Source organism: Butyrivibrio fibrisolvens (assembly GCF_023206215.1).
Lineage (GTDB): Bacteria > Bacillota > Clostridia > Lachnospirales > Lachnospiraceae > Butyrivibrio > Butyrivibrio fibrisolvens_C.
Map to the genome: position 1 here is coordinate 3,314,988 of NZ_CP065800.1, position 18,217 is coordinate 3,333,204.

Sequence of the window (18,217 nt, forward strand, 5' to 3'; positions counted from 1 at the left end):
CTTCGTTATACCCAAAATATAAATTCAAAGAATTATATTAATTTCGCTCTTTTACAGCTCAATATTATAGCTGATTATTTCCTACTACAATAGTAGTTTTCGGAAATAATCAGCTATTTTTAATGATCAGCTTATAATTTTTTTATTATTAGCATCTTTTAGTACTGGTTAGCTTCTCAGTTCAATGCCCATTGTGAACTGAAGCTTTCTGAGCATCTTGTCTACATATCCGCTTATAACTTCATCTGTAAGCTCTTCATCCTTAGGAGTGAAGGTTATAGTGAAGGCCATGCTCTTCTTTGTAGGAGGGATAGGAAGTCCTTCATATACGTCGAAGAGTTTAACATCTGTTACATACTTGCAGGAAGAGTAGATAGCTTCTTCTACTTCGCCGCAGGTTGTTGTCTTATCCATAATAAGAGCAAGGTCACGCTTCTGTTTATCGAACTTAGAAAGCGGAACGAATGTAGGTACGTTCTCATAGTACTTGGAAAGAACATCAAGGTCGAGCTCTGCAACATATGCAGGAACTCTCATATCCTCAGCATCCTGGATCTCATATGTAATCTGTCCAAGGTAGCCGACTTCAACACCGTCGCACAGAATCTTAGCTGTTCTGTAAGGATGAAGGAATGGCTTATTGCCTGCTTCATATTTGAAACTTACGTGAAGAGTATCTGCTACGTTATCGCAAAGGCCCTTAAGTGTGTAGAAATCCTCGTCCTGTCCGAAGATACCGATGCAAAGTGTAACCTTTTCATCCGGATAATCTGTAAGAGGAAGGCTCTTAGGGAAGAATCTGTTACCAACTTCATAAAGTCTTCCTTCAAGGGTACCCTTCTTCTGATTTCTAGATATAGCATGGATCATCTGAGCCGCAAGAGTTGTTCGCATAACTGAGAGATCCTCGTTGATAGGATTAAGGATCTTAACTACTTCTCTTTCCTTAGCATCATCAGCATATCCAAGAAGATTAAGATCTGAAGGTGAGAAGAATGAATAATGCATACATTCATTTGCGCCCTGAGCACAAAGAGCACGCTTAATCCTAAGCTCTGCCTTCTGCTTCTGGTTTCTGCCACCCATTGTTACAGCAGCGCCTTCAAGGAATGTGCCGTGTACGTGGTCATAGCCATACATACGGATAACTTCTTCTGCGATATCAGGATAATCTTCCATATCCTCTCTGTATGCAGGAACCTTGATAGTAAGCTCATCGCCGTTTACTACTGGCTCGAAGTTAAGGTTTGTAAGGATTCTAACAATATCTTCATCAGGAACTGTGATACCAAGAACTCCGTTAACCTTCTTGATAGATGCCTTCATTTCTTTTTTCTCAAGGCTGTTACCTGTGTTGACGTCTACGTGTGTCTTGGAGATCTTACCACAGCCAAGCTCCTCAACAAGATGAAGAGCTCTCTTCATAGCCATAACGGTTGTGTACTCGTATACGCCCTTAGAGAATGCTGCACTTGAATCAGATGACTGTCCAAGAGCACGTGAAGACTTACGAATATTGTCGCGTGCGAACTTAGCGCACTCAAAAGTTACAGCAGTTGTTGTATCTCTGATCTCGGAATTGAGACCGCCCATGATACCTGCAAGAGCTACAGGCTTAACGCCATCGCAGATTACAAGGTTGTCATTCTTAAGAGTGAACTCTTTTTCATCAAGAGTTACGATCTTCTCGCCATCATTAGCTCTTCTAACGACGATCTTGTTGCCTTCAAGGAAGCTTCCGTCGAAAGCGTGCATAGGCTGACCGAACTCTCTCATGATGTAGTTAGTGATATCAACCATGTTGGAGATTGAGTTGTTACCTACAAGTGCAAGTCTTCTTCTCATCCAGCGTGGGCTCTGACCGATCTTAACATCATGAACATAGTGAGCGATATATCTTGGGCACAGGTCAGGAGCTTCTACAGATACTGTAAAGCCCTCGTTCTCTGTGTCATCTTCTGTATAAGAAAGGTCAGGCTCTTTTAAAGGCTTCTCAAGAACTGCAGCTACTTCTCTTGCAAGACCGTAAATACTCTGACAGTCAGGTCTGTTAGCTGTAATAGAAACATCGAAGATCCAATCGTCAAGGCCCAGGATAGGCTTAACATCAGCTCCAACTTCTGTATCTTCAGGGAAAACAAGAAGTCCGTTGTATCCTGCGCCTTCGTACATATCCTCTGTTACACCAAGCTCAACACCTGAGCAGAGCATACCTTCAGAATCATATCCGCGAAGCTTGCCCTTCTTGATAGTAGCAACGCCTACAACAGTAACATGATCCTTGGCAGTCTCAATAACTGTAGCGCCGTCAAGTGCAAGAGGATACTTGCCACCTGTCTGAACGTTATCAGCACCGCAGACAACCTTGAATGTTCCATGCACGCCGGCATTAACTGTACATGCATGAAGGTGTGTATCCGGAATAGCTTCGCAGGTCTCTACCTGTCCTACTACAACCTTAGAAATGTCCTTACCGACTTCCCAGCTCTCTTCTACTTCGAAACCGCATGAGAAGAGCTTTTTCTCAAGTTCTTTGGGTTCAATATCTATATCTACATAATCTTTAAGCCAACTTAAAGGTACTAACATTTTTGATTCCTCCTAATAGTTTTTGTGGAAGTTATTTCCGTAAACGGAAATAACTTCTAGCAGTTAAATGCTTGCATTTAACTGCCTTACTCGAAATGATTAATCTGATTGAGTACATCAAGATCTGACTCGAATAAAAGCTTAATGTTATTGATACCATACTTAAGCATTGTGATACGCTCGATACCTATACCAAATGCGAAACCACTATACTCATTAGAATCAATTCCGCAGTTCTCAAGTACCTTCTTGTTAACAACACCGCCGCCGAGAACTTCGATCCAGCCTGTACCCTTGCAGAGGCTGCATCCCTTACCGCCACACTCGAAGCAGCTGCAGTCAACTTCTACAGACGGCTCTGTGAATGGGAAGTATGAAGGACGAAGTCTTGTCTTAGTACCTTCGCCGTATATCTTCTGTACGAACAGATCAAGAGCACCCTTAAGGTCACAAAGGTTGATATTCTTATCAACTACAAGACCTTCCATCTGAGAGAACATAGGTGAATGTGTAGCATCATCATCAGAACGGAATACCTTACCGGGAGACAGAATCTTGATCGGTGGCTTCTGATTCTCCATTACGTGGATCTGACCTGCTGATGTCTGTGTACGAAGAAGATATTCAGGACTCAAATAGAAAGTATCCTGCATATCTCTTGCAGGGTGATCTGCAGGAGTATTAAGTGCTGTGAAGTTGTAGTAGTCATTCTCTATCTCAGAACCTTCGAAGATCTCGAATCCCATACCTGCAAAGATATCGATAAGAGTCTCTCTCATCTGAGTTACAGGATGAAGATTACCTGGCTTTCTGATCTTAGCAGGCATTGTTACATCGATCTTCTCGCTCTCATAACGAAGCTTTGCTTCCTTTTCTTTCATCTTCTTATCAAGATCTTCAAAATGCTCAAGTGCCCATGCCTTAAGCTCGTTTACAGCCTTACCATACTCAGCCTTGGACTCCTTGGGAACATTTTTCATCTCCTTCATAAGTGCGCTGATTTTGCCGGTCTTAGGATCCATAAAGCTCTTTCTTGCTTCATATACAAGCTTTGATGTATCAAGACTATCAGCTTTTTCTTTGATCTCAGCTCTTATGGCTTCGATCTTCTCTGTTAATGCAGCATTCTCTAACATTTCATTCCTCCGTTTCTGTCTGAAAATGATTATATTATCTGGACATTCTTAATCTCTCACCTTGGATCTGATCTCATTGTACAAATCAAGGCAACAAAAAAGTCCCTTGTAAATGCTCTCTGCATCTACAAGGGACGAATTACCATAATAATCCGCGGTACCACCCGTGTTCCTGCCTATATATAAAGCGGCAGACTCTCAAAACGCTTAACGCGCGTAACGAATCAAACTAATTGGAAACCAGATATAATATCAATCTCAATATATCGTGGTCCGTTCATAAGATCTGCTCCGGTGCGAATGTTCCGATCATGTCTTTACCCCGAAGGACTTTCAGCCGGTGATCCTCCGTCTCTTTCTATCTGATATACAAAATCTTATTAGGGAAAACAAATCTTCTTAGCGATAATCGCTACACCATCTTTGCATTTGTCTTACATTTTAAATATGCTCATGACAAAAGTCAAGGTAAAAATACTCTAAAACTATTTCTAAGCACCCGACACCTGGTCAATATATGCTTTTGCCTTTTCTTCAGTAAGCCCAAATTTCTTGCATAATTTCTGCTCAATTATATCTGCTGGGACATTGTCTTCAAGTTTGTCTTCAATAAATATAATAATGCCTTCTTCTCTTCCACGACTATATTCCATGTCCATCTGCTCTTTATAAGTCATATATTCTTTCCTCCACAGTCTTTTTTTATTTATCACCCATGATATTCCCCGTTATACTGTATGAGTGTAATATCCTTTACATTCTCAAGATTTCTAATCTTCTCTTCAAAGAACAGATCATTTTTCCTAACAGATACTTCCAGAGCCATTTCTGTCTCCTGGCCTCTTAAGGTCTTAGACTTAATACAGTACTTAAGCTTGCCAAGTTCCTGCAATATCTTATCGCCAGTATCATCCCCGGTATAATGGACAACTGCCACATATACAATCTTACTAGATGACCTTGAATAGAAGATTATGATGACTACAAGCATTATGATACTGCTGCTGACTGCCAGAAGGTACATCTGCGCACCCGCTGTGATACCTGCAGTTATAGCCCAGAACAGGTACAGAAGGTCAAGAGGATCCTTGATAGCTGTCCTGAATCTTACGATAGACAACGCACCGACCATACCAAGGGATATAACAACATTGGTACTGATTGCCAGTGTTACCATGCAGGTCAGGACTGTCATGCCCACTATAGTCACAGCAAAGCTCTTAGAATAGATGACCCCTGCGTAAAAGACTCTGTATACCAAATATATAAAAAGTCCTAAAAGCAGTGCTGCAATAAGTGAGACAACTATCTGCTCTACATCTGTTTTGGTAAAACTGTCATTACTTAAAAACGAATTTTTAATAACGTCTTTTACGCTCATAAGATCCCTCCTAGTTAAGTTAAAGCGTGCCGACTCCAGTGTACTGCCCGTTCCTCTATTTACGCATCATATCACTTGGTATACCGGTTTCTTCGTAGTAACTAAATCCATGAAGATAAGCTGTTTTCATAGCACATATCCCGAACTTGGAATATGCAGTTATATCTGCTGCCCCTGCCGGTATCATCTCCTTCACCATCCTTGGCAGGAACTCAGTAAACTTAACTTCCATGATGCACCTGCCATCTTCCATACAGGATATAGAAGGAAGCGCATCATCAAATATATTATTTGAAAGTACGGCAGCTCTAACGTCAGAGTCGAAAGTCACTCGCACTGTCCCTTCCGGCAATATAAAAGGAAGTCTGTCATAATCTACTATAACCCGCGGCTTCATAAGCTTTGTAATACATTCCACATAGAACTGCCGCAGGAGTTCATTATCCTTTTTTAGCAAAAAAAGATAATCGCCTCCTATAAGCCTCATAGCCTCATCTTTTGATAACGATGCCGCCTCCTTATAGATATAGCTTCCAAACTTCTTCTTCCTCTCAAGCTTAATAGATGAATCAGAGCAGTTATAGATCCTGATCCTCCACTTTGCTCTTTCAAGGATACCGGCTTCTTTGTCATTAAAAGCACTATTCCAGTAGTCATCAAAGTATATGGACCTTATCATATACCCGTCTTCACCAGCGTGAGGATCAAGCTCCATAAGATACTTCAGGCGAAGCTTCAAAAGCTCTGCATCACTTCTTTTAATTAAATATTTAAGTTCATGCCTGTACTTTTCACCCATGTTAAGCCTCGTATACAATCTAAATTTCTTATATCTTTAAGAGAGTATCAACCAGACCACTTACACACTTAATAATCCATTATTCCGTAACCTCAAAATCCGCTATAACACTACCGTCAAGATCCAGATAGAAGCTCTTCATGCCATAATAGTAGCTGTCGTTGGCAATATAATAATCAAATGCTCCCTGCGAATATCCCGACTCATTGGTAGCAGTCACAGCCAGAAAGTACTGATTTCCGGGCTCTAAGTCTATCTGCTGCGATATATTGGTCCAGACTCCGCTATAGGTAGCGATCACGTCTTTGAGTTCATAATCTCTTGCTATCGTAACAGTATAGGTTATAGTCTCCTGGTCAAAATCATATGATGAATCCCACATGGTTGATAAGATCCCGTTTTCATAAGATATATCTCCAATATAGAAAGGCTGCGGCTTTTCAAGTGAATTTAGATACTCCTGATAATAATACTGTGGCTCATAAGGTATCTTACTTACCAAAGTGTCATATTGCTCCTTGGTAAGAGAAGTATAAAGAGCATCTCTTCCTGAGAAAACATATGGTCTTACTACTTTACTGTACTCAGAGATCATAGAGCTAAGCCTCTCCGGAGTCATATATGCAAGTTCATCCTGCACAGCCTGATCCAGTACCTGTCTGAACTTGTCAGACTTAAGACATCTTTGGAACAGCACATTGCCCCAATAGGTACTAACGCCCATCTGCCATCCGCCGTATTCGACATTGCCCCTCATCTCTCTCTCTGTAACCATGAAGCTGTCATCATTGTCCCAGGACAGGATATACCAGGTATCTACATTGACAGGACTATATAGATAGAAGTTACGACAAGATGTATCTACATTACCGGTAAGTATATGGAAGGCCAGCCAGTAGGCAAGATTCTCCACATTAAAATGCTCTTCAAGCACCGTATCTATAGGAATAGAATAGTCATTGACATCCTCTATCATCTCTATAAGCTTGGTATTATCATTGCTACTCTTGATCTCCATATAAGTTTCAAACTCAGCAAGATCAAAATCAGGATCATCCACAAGCTTAATAGCATCTTCATATCTGAAGAATTCAAAATAATTGATCTTGTACAGATATCCGTTTTTATTAAGGCCATGGGTTTTAAGAGCCGTCTTATTGAGCTGCTCAACCTGAGTATAAAGACCATAATCTTCAAATCCGTCATCAGAGCCGTCAGTTAAGTCATTGACATACAGATGCACAAACTGAGTTCTAAGGCTCATCATCTGATCTATCCCTGTCATAAGATCAAAGCAGAGTTTATTCCTGAATCTAAGTCCGTCCATTTGATGCTTATTAAGAGCTATAGTAGTCTGGCCTCTAAAATCTCCTCTATTGTCCTTTATTTCAATCTTATAGTTCTTCTGGTCATAACTTGTAGATGTCTGACCTCTGATATTGACAGTAGCATTGGGCGCAGTCTCACCATATCCAAGCTCTCCAAACACAGGCCCATTCTCATCTCCAACCTGTAAGAGCCCTGCTACCTTGTATCTGTCAATTCCAAGCTCTTCGTATTCGTAGGCACTGTAGGTATTGATCTCTTCCCATGTATGATCAGTTCCTTCTGCGGCATTGCCCTGCCTTACAGTCAGATACATAGTGACAACATCATAAGGATCGTCATTTATATACAGCGCGAAATTATCAGAAATATTATCTTTAAGGATATCATCACTACTAAATACCACATACTGTGCTTTTTCTGATGAGCCTTTGTTTTTCGCGTTTTCTTCGACAACCGCATCATAACCTGACTGGAATATGCCAAGCATTATAAGTGCCACTATCAATATGAACATAGATACAAATCGGCTGACCTTCATACAGCAATCGCCTCCTGATCATTTTTCTTCGTTTTTATGCTGATTCTTTTCTTTACAGTCTTGTTACTCTATTTCCTTATCTGGTCATTTCCCTATTCTTTTTACTTATTCTATTTTTGTATCTGGTTACTTATTCTATTTCTTTACCATTTACATATTTTTATCTTTCATTTTATTGTCCATTTTTTCATTTAGATCCAGCCTTACCTTCCTGTACTTATCAAGGAAAAATCTATTCAGCTCTTCACCAAGATATGTAAATACGCTCCGCCTCTCTCTTCTGACCATAGGCTGCGACGCAAGTATGTGATACGGAATATTACCAAGAAAGTCATACAGCCTTATAGTGCAGAATATAAGATATGCCAAGGCTCCAAATGCAAAGGCAAAGCCGTAAAACCTGACATTTAGTCCTATCGAATAAATTGAACCAACAGTTGAAACTACAGCAAATATAACTGTAGAAATGCCTGCTCCTTCATAATCTGTAAAGTACATAAGTATCAGCATGATAACATTACCAATTGCATATATTCCGTATCCCACGCACAGTACCCTGAAGTATCCATCCATAAGATCATCAAAACCAAGCGGCAGTTTATTAAGAAGTGTCATCCCAACAGATAGCATGATCGCTGTAGTATAGAACTGGCGCCTTGCAGTATATACAAGCTCGTGCAAAAGGACCTCTTTCATCTCCTTCTCAGCAACCTGGATCTCCCCTATCGAACCTTTACCATTAAAAAGGTCATAATACTTTCGGTATTTGGGATAGAAGTGAACCTCAACCGAAGCTACAAAGTTGATATTGGTTATAAGTATAGTCAAAAAAGCAAAAAGAGCTGCAATGTCATGCTGTGGAGCTCCATAATACAGGCCGTATATATGCTTGCCGACTCCCGAGAACCAGGCTATAACAAGGTGCGAATACAGTCCTATACTTGAAAAGACGCCTACGATCACCAAAGGTCTGTATTCATCTATCCAGTGAAGGAATGAAAAAAAGTCACTGCCTTTTGCAGGAAAATACTGGTATAAAAGGACCATATCAACACACATCATGATCCCGTATCCGATACATACAAATACAAGTAATAAGTTAATTGATACCTCTATAAAAAGACACGCTATATATGCACCGCCAAGAGATACTGATATAGAGGCAACATATCCAATAAGTATACCCTTATAATTCTTGATAGCAGTCAGATAATTCATCATCATCCATACACACAGAAGCTCTGCAAGCATAGACAGATTCAAAAGTATCTGGATAAGGCTACTCCCTGACATCATCAAAAATATTCCATATAGAAGACAACCTATAGGAAGTATTACAAACAAAGATCCCGAAAGTGAACCTATGACTTCCTCTTCTTTATCCTGATAGAGAAGGTCCGAAACATATCTTGTAACAACCATGCTAAAAAAACCTGTCACAATAAGAGAAATAAGAAGGTTGTAAGATATCATGCTGGTAAGAAGTTCTCTGCTATGCTGCTCAAGACCAAAGTGATTGCCAATAACTCCTATGCCCATCAGATAGAAGATACCCAGCAGCATAGGACCTGCAGTTATCATGCCTGTATAACCGTAGGCACGAAGAACCCCAAGTACTCCGGTAGCTCTAAAAAGTTTTTTAAGCTCAAAACCTATACCAGCCATATATCAGCCTTTCTGTGACCATTTTGTATTCATGTAACGCTCTTATAAAGCTCTTCGTACCTTTTGATCATATCCTCATGTCTATAATAAGCATCCACTCTTTTTTGCCCCCTTATCCCCATCTTCTCACGGTCCTGCCTACTCCTGCACATCTTTAGAAGAGCACTCGCTATACCTTCTCTATGCATAGGAGGTGCAAGGTATCCTGCAACACCGAACTCATCACCAGGTCCCCCTTCAAGAAGGTCTCTGCAGCACCCTACATCAGTAGTAACACAGGGTCTTCTGGCAGCAAGCGACTCAAGTACAGACAGAGGCTGACCCTCGGATATCGATGTCAGAACTGTAAAATCTATCTTCCTTAGATACTCGATCACATCTACCTGACCTGTAAATATAATGTCATCCTTAAGTCCCAGTGAATCCACCAGATTAAGGCACTCTTCGTAGTACTCGTCTTCATCAACGCCTCCCAGAATATGAAGCCTTACATCAGATCTCTTACTCTTAAGCTCATGGAAGGCATAGATAAGACTCTTAACATCCTTGATCTGCGCTATCCTTATAACAGCTGCAAAGTCTATGATCCCGTCCTCTTCCTTTAGAGGTATATCACAAAACCTCTCATATCTTATCCCGTTAGGAATAACAGAGCATTTAGAAGGATCTGCGCCAAGCTCTATCTGAGTCTTCATAGCTCTGTCAAAAAGTGATGTGACTTTAAGCGCCTTCGTGTATATCGCATCAGACAGCATGTAGAAAAATTTGATCCACTGCCTTTTAAATGCCGGCTGAACCCACTGAGCTCTTATGATCTCCTCTTCTCTTTCACGAGAATATATACCGTGTTCTGTAAGAAGTACAGGTTTCCCGGTCTTATACCCAGCTGTTATAGCAAGTATTCCTGCATATCCTGTACAGATGGTATGATACATGTCAGCTTCGGGCACTTCCTGCATCAGCATATACAGAACCGGCAGCAGCATAGATCTCATTGTATGGAACGTACTTGCAAAAGGCACATATGGATACTTCTCATTACACAGCTTCTCCAGTACATCAAGAAACTCCTGACTCATAAGAAATGATGACGGATTAACATGTCTGTCCTGAAAAAGGTGCAATAGCACTTCCCAGTCAGGATGTTCGCAGTCAAGAAGAGCTTTTAGAGCTTCTTTTTCTTCTGCCTTCATAGGTGGGAGCTTCTTCCTGTCAGGCTTTATCCTAAGTGCATCATCAAGGAACACTTCTTTGATCTTGACTACATTATCAGGTACTTCATAGAAGTATTTACCCTTATCACTGGCGCGCGAACCTATAACCCAGAGCACGAATTCATGCTCTTTCATCGCATTTATCATCTGATGTGCCCATGACGATACGCCGCCATGAGTATACGGGTAACTACCCTCTAATATCAGACAGATTCTCAAGATAAGTTCCTTTCTAATCTATGCTGTAACTAATCTCCACATGCGGCTTTGTGATCTCAAGAAGATACAGATCACCTTTTAAAGGCGTAAGCGATCCGCCCTTTACGTCTCCTACAATTCCCGTGTTAACTCTTACGATGCAGTAGGCACTGTCTATAAGCCCGTCTACTTCTATCGTTATGCCGTCATCTCTTTGGTCTATATCAAGTATCAGATTGGTATACCTTTGCACTGCTCCTGCTATGCCGCTGCCTGTAAGATGTCTCATTGGAGGAGCAGATTCATTAAGCCACTTCATGTACTCATCTATTGTATCCTTGGCAGATTCCCAGCCAAGAGCCGCTCCCCTGTCTTCATCCAACAAGTCATCAGGATGCATAAAATGAGATGCTGCCAAGTGGAAGTTAAGTTCTGAGAAGGCTGTAAATCTCATATAATCATCCTTAACTCCGCCTGACACGATCCTGGGAGTATTGATCATACCGCTTGGGTCAACATCAAATTCCTGCCCATAGGTATCTCCTTCAGGAAGGTATATCGATGCTATAGTAGTGATATCATCAAATTCATCATCCAGTATCTTCACGCTTTCCTTGGATATAATATTGGACGGAGGCACATAGACCTGAAGCCTTGCTGTTGGAAAAAGACCTGTCGAGAACCTTAAAACTTCTGTCATGGCATCACGTATCTCATTATTGTTAGCCCAAAGGTTATATCCAAGATCCACAGTATATACAAAGTCCTGATTGCATAAAGGCTGATGATTGTAACCGTGATAGCCAAGCTCGCCTCCTGCATTAAGGAGCATATTGCCGTAGTAATAATAGTCAGCAACATCTGTATTAGTCTTTAGCTTGCCACTTACCTGATCTTCGTAGGTCTCTATGATAAGTCCTGTATACTTAAAGTCATACTTTGATCCAAGTGAAAGAAGATCCGGCCACCATACATTGGTATAAAACTCCGCTATATCCATTCCATAGTCACGTCGTATGTACTTGCCATCTCCGTTTGGAACAGGCGATGGAAAGTCGTCAAGGTAAAAGACTGCGCCGTTGATAACAGGATATATGCATACATCATCAAGTAATGAATAAGCACTACTATAGATCCCTCTATAAGCCTTCTCACAATATCCGAAATTACATACTACAAAGCATCCTTCTCCGTACTTCCTCCTCCAGATAAGAGGTGTAGTACCGCAGGTTGCGAACACTTCGCTCTCCTCATCTACATTGACCTGCATAGAGGAGTTAAAATAATCCTCAAGAGAAAAAGGAACATCACTTGATCCCAGCATAAAATCATCAACAGGATCAAAGTAGTCTACAACCTTGTTATCAAAGCTAAGATCGGTAATGCCAAGCTTGGCACTTATGATATCAAGGGTGCCTTCTCTTTCCAAAGGGAGCCAGAATATAAGCCTTCCGCCATCATATACATAATCGGTATACTCAAGTATCTTTTCACCAAATGCAGACAGATGCTTGACCCCCATCACCACCTTGTCATAACCGGTAGGATCAGGTATACCCTCTGCAATATCAGCTATGCCATAAGAAATCCTCATGTCTATAAGGATCTGTTCCAGATTGTGCCTTGCTTCTACTGCATTATCATCGCCGGAATCTGTTATAAAAAGGCACTTGTGGTCTCCATTAGACTCTTTAAAGTGTGTAATATTACTATTATCTACAATAAGAGAATTGCCTTCTGCTGCCTTGTAAGGAATCCCCGCCCTTTCTATATGAAGGAGTACCAGAAAGGCAGCAAAAGCAGCTATTATTCTAAGCAGAATAAAAACATTCCTCTTCATGCCCCTGTTTTCTCCTTTACATCACCTTCATCTACGCTTTCATGACTATCTATATCAATATTTCCATCATCAGTTTTCCAGAAATCTATAAACCTTCTAAGTTCGATCGACTTATATTCTTCCTTCATGTCATACTCTTTTATAAGATCACCAAGAAGCTGTCCCTGCCTTGTCTCATAGTAATAACGCGCCCTAAGCTGGAAAGCCTCTTCATCACCGGGATACTTGTCAAACAAATAAGTTGTAAGCTCATCTGCAAGCCCCAGCTGTCCTGAATCCATATAGTTTGATGCAAGTTCCTTATAACGGTCCTTGGTAGGACGTATCCTGATAAGTTCTCTTAACAGCTGCTGGTATGTATTCCTCTGGATCTCAAGAAGCTGCCCCACGCACAGTCCGCTTCCTATATAGCTCGAAAGATACGATGCATACTCTTCTATAAATGCTTCATTGGCAGGTTCCTGAGCATATCTTGACGCATACTGCTGAAGTCTTAGTTCATACTCTTTAGAAAACTCCGCCATTGCAGTCGTGGCATAGTGTACTACTTCTACATCATCATTAAGGCGGGCCTTACTAAGAGCATTAACATATCTGTAGTTATTTTCCATAAGTACGTCCAGCATGACAGATCTTCTGACAGCAGGATCATCAAGGATAAGGGCATCTTCCAAAGGAATGTCATTGACAGACTCCTCAACTCTTGAAGGTTCGTCATCCTGCGGTACAAGAGATGCTTTCATATTCTCAAGCTGGGCATATTTGCCCCCTGCTCTTCCACTTACAAAATAGGCATGGATCACCAAAGCGCATATAGGGCCAAAGACAGGCACCCAGAATACGACCGCAAGAAACGGTCCGGGTATCTTTATTAAGTTAAAGGTAAACAGTACACAAAATATAGCAACCACTACTATGTGTACAAGTATTAATGATATAAGTAGCATCTTCGTATAATACCCTCTAACTGTAATATCTAAGTTGTGCCGCTTGGTCAGTGCAGGACCCCCGAAGAATTGATTATTTACTTTCTTTTGATTCTCCGCCTTCTTTTGGATCATCTAGCGGATACATTTCGTCGATCTTGCTGCATTTTAGTCCTGCTTTTTCGAATCTTCCTAATATGATCTCTTCTCCTTTTTCATCAACCTGCGTTGCAAGGATGTAGATGTTGCCATCGTTGCCAAGGCAGATGGAGTCGTTGTATCTGGTCTTGCCACGAAGTATTGCTTCCCACTCGTCTGCGCTTCTTCCTTCTCCGTCAATCTTGAAGAGTCTGTAGTCGGTGATCTCGTTGTCAGACATATCACGCTGGACTTTGAGCTGCATACGGAAGTAATCTTCGTACATAATACCGCCGCCGTTATAGAATTCACGCTGTCTTACAGCACTTTGGTACTGCCATGCCTTGACTATGAAGTTCTCAAGGAGACCTGCAAGTACGCGGATAAGATTCGCATAATACACACTCATCTGAGAAAAGGCGACATTGTATATAGCTATGAAAACAGTAACATGACCGTCATTAAGAACACCTGCCACGTAGCAGGGCTGTCCTTCCTGAGGCTTTTTGTTGATCCATAGTTCACCTTTTTTCAGAGTTTCTATCACATCTGCATATTCTGACAGATCCAGTGATTTCTTGGCCCGCTTTGCCAGGCCTTTGGATGCAACTTCAAGTCTTGCAAACCTTGCAGCAGCATCATATATCGTATAGATAGCTATGGAGTGATTATCAAGGATATCTTCTATTACAGGGATAGACTCAGCGAATATAAGCTCAGATCTAGACTGATTAAGCCTTGTTACAACATCGAATATACGACCAAAACCCTGCCTGGACAAAGTGAGATTCTGTTTATATTCATTCTTGTATTGAAGAGCTTCTTCATAAAGATCTGATACGAATGCATTTTCATTTGTAAGCTTTGTATTCTCATCACGTACAAATTCTGCCTCGTCTTCTTTTCTCTGACGTGTATAACCGCAGATAGCAGCTGTGATATAGAACAATATAAAGGGAACCCAGTTGCCGGGATCATAGAAGAGCATAAGCCACTCTGTTCCGTTCATATAATAGGCAAGAGCAAGAGATGCGACCATAAGGGACGCTGCGATAAAACCGGCAGTAGACCCCCATATAGTTGACATTATGACTACAAATACCAGCCTGAAATCGATAAGCCTAAACTGTACACTAGACCTTGAAATATTAACAAAAAGCTCTACTATAAATGCTCCTATGATCAGCTCGATCACCATAAGGATCTTTTGAGGAAGACGTATTCTTGACCTAAGCCTTTCAAAAAAGCCAAGCTTTTTCTGCTCATTTTCAGTAAATTCCTTGTAAAGCCCGGGAACCATATCTGTAGTTTTCTGAAGGGCAAACCAGCCGTAGCGTTCTCTTGCAATCCTTTCTTCAGGCTCAAGATAGTTATCTGATGCCCCGGGTGCAGGCATAATATCAGCATCAGGGACAAGGCTCTTAACAGAAGATATCAGATCATCTGTAGTCTCATAGCCGGAAGGAAGCAGATGTATAGATTCACTTACATCTCTCCAGTCGTCAAGGAGCCTGTACATAAACGTAGAAAAGTCCTCATGACTTATGAACATAAGCCTTGAGCCTGCAGTCTTATCAAGTATGACTTTCTTTTTATTTTTGATATCTGTAAAAAAACCTGTAAAAAAGCCTCCCTTGTGAAGATGTCCCACTATACCGGGACTATAGATTATCTTAAGTGTAAAGCCATACGTATCGCGGTAATATTCCAATAGTTCGATAATGCCGCGAAGTATGATTCCCTTATCACTGCCCTCTTCCTCTTCCGAAAGGTATGGCGCTATGAAGATGAATTGTCTGAGCTTTATCTGTCTTACAAGTGACAATATCGCATCAAGCCTGTAGATTTCGTCATAAGGAACAAATCCGGGTTCTGTATAGCGAGACAAAAAGATCACTCTTTCAAAACCATATGTCAGAAAGAGCTTCTTAAATTTGTCGTCCAATGGAGAAATTGGTATCCACCTGATATGTCCTTCTTTTCTAGGTGTCACAGAAGGATCTGCGATTATAACGGTATCGTCTCCAAAAATCTTTACAATATTTTCATCAGAAATAGCATTAGCATTACCGGTAAGTAAAGTATCCATGACCATCCCTTCATGAACAAATATTGATTGAATAAAAAAACAAATATTAGTATTCTTTTCTATTTCGGCATTTTCCCGGAATTTATTTAGTTCATTAATTAAATCCCTTCTTCATGATAAATTTTACTAATAATTATCCCTTTTTATGTCGAAATAGAAGTAGCACTATGTGTGATCATATCTTGTGATAATGTAATGCTCCATCATTGATGGCTCATCGGCCACCTTTTTGCATGTCGCATGAGTTTATGGAGGTTATTGTGATGTATATATTAGAGTTCTTGCTAGATCATTATATAATGCTTGCTGAACTTATTGGTCTGTGGCTTTTGATGGATTCCGGAATCCATCTGACCAAAAAGACCATACTGGCGACAAGGATTGTCATCATTTTGATCTTCACAGAGTCAGTTCTATGGTCTTTAGAACTCTGGACACGAAGCTTTGAAACCTTGTCTATAGCAAGGCCTATACTCTCTTCTACTATCTATCTGCTCCATCCGGCTATAATGATAGGCATAATAGGCATGGGTGAAGGTATCCGGAAGCAGAAAATGTGGATCCACATACCTCTTACAATAAGTATCCCTCTTATATATACTTCTCAGTGGACTCATCTTATTTTCTGGTATACCGAAGACAATGTGTATAAAACTGTGAATAGCTTTTTCAGATATTATCCCTATATCCTGTTTTTCTTTTATGCCTTTGCTCTTGGAATCTACCTTATAGAGAACTTCTCTCTTTTTTACAGAAAGGCCAGAAAAGGAATCTTCTTCACGCTTGTATTCTCACTTATGGGAGTTATATTACACGTAGTCGTAGATGTTGATACTGACTACAGTACTCTCTTTGCATCCGTTCTGATACTATATTATCTGTTCCTATACATGAACACTTCCAAGATGGATCCGCTTACAGGGCTTATGAATCGCCAATGCTACTATGCTGATTCTAAAAAGGGCAGAGAAAGAATAAGTGCTGTCGCATCAGTTGATATGAATGATTTAAAGAAAATCAATGATACGATGGGCCACAAAGCCGGTGACGAAGCTCTTCAGACAGTTAGCAGGTGCCTTAATTTCAAGCGCGAAAGAGCCAAGAATGTATATAGGATAGGCGGCGACGAATTCGCAATATTCTATTATGCCAAGGATGAAGATTATGTCAAAAATGACCTGGAGCTTATCAAAAAGGAACTGTCCAAGACACCTTATGTATGTGCCTTCGGATACACTATGACAGACAGATCAGAAACGATCGACTCTGCAATGACTGATGCAGATCAAAAGATGTACAAAAACAAGGCACAGATCAAGCACACCAATATCAAGAACATCGCAGCCATGAAGCAAGCTACTATTGAAGTAATTCATGAAGCCCTGAATTCCGGGATGTGGGGAATGGATTTTGATGAAGAAGGGAATATGATCAAAGTCGAGTGGAGCCAGCAGTTTCGGAAGATGATAGGCTTTGACGATGAAAGCGACTTCCCTAACGAGCTTGAATCCTGGTCTGATCGTCTGCACCCTGATGACAAAGAAAGAGTTCTTAAAGAATTCAACGATACAATTGCAGATTATACTAATCAAAAGACCTATGATGTTGAATATAAATTTAAGACCAAAGACGGTCAATGGCGCAAATTCCATGCCATCGGCAAACTTCTCAGAAGAGACAATGGTGTTCCTATATCTTATGTTGGAATGTTTGTAGCTATACCAGATGAAGCGAATGCCGTCTCATGAAGCACTGACAATATACAGCAATAGAAAAAGGCCAATCCCAAATTCCATTAAATGGTATTTAAAGGATTAGCCCTTTTTATTCTTTTACTCTGGGATTATGCTAATTATGCATTTAAGCCGTGGAGCTTACCAACCTTTTCAAAAAGGTCGTTGCCATTAAGATTTAAAATGCTGTGGAATGCTCCAAACTCCTTAAGTGTAAGATCATAATCTCCGCTATAGAAATCCTCTACGCATTCCGGTGTCATCTCTACGCCGTACTTTGCAAGTACTTCTACTACCTTCTCGGGTCTATCAAGTCCAATGCTGTCACAGTAGCCCTTGATGACCATACCAAGATCTCCCATACCGTTAACTTTGGTCTGCGCTACTCTTTGCTCTTTGTTCTCGATTATTGTCGACATCCTTATTCCCCCTTTTCATCCTTGGAAAAAAGCCAGATAATCCCGAAATTCCAAACATCTTTCGGAATCATCACTACGATTACCGGGTCAAAAAATGTTCTTGACCCAAAGTCATTATACATGGCATCAGTGCGAATTCCTACACTTAAATTATCTGTTTTTTGTAATGTAGTAACGTTTTTATGATAACGCCTGATAAAGCCAGTATTCATGCAGAAGTAAG

At 40.7% G+C, this 18,217-nt stretch carries 13 protein-coding genes; 1 reads left to right on the forward strand and 12 read right to left on the reverse strand.

Annotation, left to right across the window (positions count from 1 at the left end; all coding sequences use genetic code 11):
• Positions 1 to 168: 168 nt before the first annotated feature.
• The 11 genes from pheT to I7804_RS13920 all read right to left on the reverse strand — a co-directional run bounded on the left by pheT (position 169) and on the right by I7804_RS13920 (position 15,842).
• Positions 169 to 2,589, reverse strand: coding sequence for a phenylalanine--tRNA ligase subunit beta (gene pheT, locus I7804_RS13870; RefSeq protein ID WP_248403912.1), 2,421 nt, complete (start codon positions 2,587 to 2,589; stop codon positions 169 to 171).
• A gap of 86 nt (positions 2,590 to 2,675) precedes the next feature.
• Positions 2,676 to 3,725 (reverse strand): phenylalanine--tRNA ligase subunit alpha, encoded by a 1,050-nt coding sequence (pheS, locus tag I7804_RS13875; protein WP_248403913.1) that lies wholly within the window; start codon positions 3,723 to 3,725, stop codon positions 2,676 to 2,678.
• Positions 3,726 to 4,216: 491 nt separating this feature from the next.
• On the reverse strand, positions 4,217 to 4,402 hold the full coding sequence (locus tag I7804_RS13880; RefSeq protein ID WP_027203491.1) for a hypothetical protein: 186 nt from the start codon (positions 4,400 to 4,402) through the stop codon (positions 4,217 to 4,219).
• Between the two features lie 32 nt (positions 4,403 to 4,434).
• Positions 4,435 to 5,106: a DUF4956 domain-containing protein gene (locus tag I7804_RS13885; RefSeq protein WP_248403914.1), complete on the reverse strand. Its 672-nt coding sequence runs from the start codon at positions 5,104 to 5,106 to the stop codon at positions 4,435 to 4,437.
• Positions 5,107 to 5,161: 55 nt separating this feature from the next.
• Positions 5,162 to 5,905 carry a polyphosphate polymerase domain-containing protein gene (locus tag I7804_RS13890; RefSeq protein WP_248403915.1) on the reverse strand — a complete coding sequence of 248 codons (744 nt, stop codon included), beginning with the start codon at positions 5,903 to 5,905 and terminating at the stop codon, positions 5,162 to 5,164.
• A gap of 79 nt (positions 5,906 to 5,984) precedes the next feature.
• Entirely contained in the window at positions 5,985 to 7,772 is a 1,788-nt protein-coding gene (locus I7804_RS13895) for a CotH kinase family protein (protein ID WP_248403916.1), read from the reverse strand.
• Between the two features lie 150 nt (positions 7,773 to 7,922).
• On the reverse strand, positions 7,923 to 9,437 hold the full coding sequence (pelG, locus tag I7804_RS13900; RefSeq protein ID WP_248403917.1) for an exopolysaccharide Pel transporter PelG: 1,515 nt from the start codon (positions 9,435 to 9,437) through the stop codon (positions 7,923 to 7,925).
• 29 nt (positions 9,438 to 9,466) lie between these two features.
• Positions 9,467 to 10,870 (reverse strand): GT4 family glycosyltransferase PelF, encoded by a 1,404-nt coding sequence (pelF, locus tag I7804_RS13905; protein WP_248403918.1) that lies wholly within the window; start codon positions 10,868 to 10,870, stop codon positions 9,467 to 9,469.
• Between the two features lie 13 nt (positions 10,871 to 10,883).
• The gene (locus I7804_RS13910; protein WP_248403919.1) at positions 10,884 to 12,689 is read right to left on the reverse strand and encodes a DUF2194 domain-containing protein; all 1,806 of its coding nucleotides are present in this window, start codon (positions 12,687 to 12,689) and stop codon (positions 10,884 to 10,886) included.
• Positions 12,686 to 13,636, reverse strand: coding sequence for a hypothetical protein (locus tag I7804_RS13915; RefSeq protein ID WP_248403920.1), 951 nt, complete (start codon positions 13,634 to 13,636; stop codon positions 12,686 to 12,688). The genes I7804_RS13910 and I7804_RS13915 overlap by 4 nt, the downstream gene beginning before the upstream one ends.
• Positions 13,637 to 13,709: 73 nt before the next feature.
• Positions 13,710 to 15,842: a hypothetical protein gene (locus tag I7804_RS13920; protein ID WP_248403921.1), complete on the reverse strand. Its 2,133-nt coding sequence runs from the start codon at positions 15,840 to 15,842 to the stop codon at positions 13,710 to 13,712.
• A gap of 263 nt (positions 15,843 to 16,105) precedes the next feature.
• Here I7804_RS13920 and I7804_RS13925 point away from each other — a divergent pair, with 263 nt between their 5' ends.
• Positions 16,106 to 17,590 (forward strand): diguanylate cyclase domain-containing protein, encoded by a 1,485-nt coding sequence (locus tag I7804_RS13925; protein ID WP_248403922.1) that lies wholly within the window; start codon positions 16,106 to 16,108, stop codon positions 17,588 to 17,590.
• Positions 17,591 to 17,694: 104 nt separating this feature from the next.
• On the opposite strand, the gene I7804_RS13930 is transcribed toward I7804_RS13925, so the two are convergent.
• Positions 17,695 to 17,994, reverse strand: coding sequence for a hypothetical protein (locus I7804_RS13930; protein ID WP_110073155.1), 300 nt, complete (start codon positions 17,992 to 17,994; stop codon positions 17,695 to 17,697).
• Between the last annotated feature and the right edge of the window lie 223 nt (positions 17,995 to 18,217).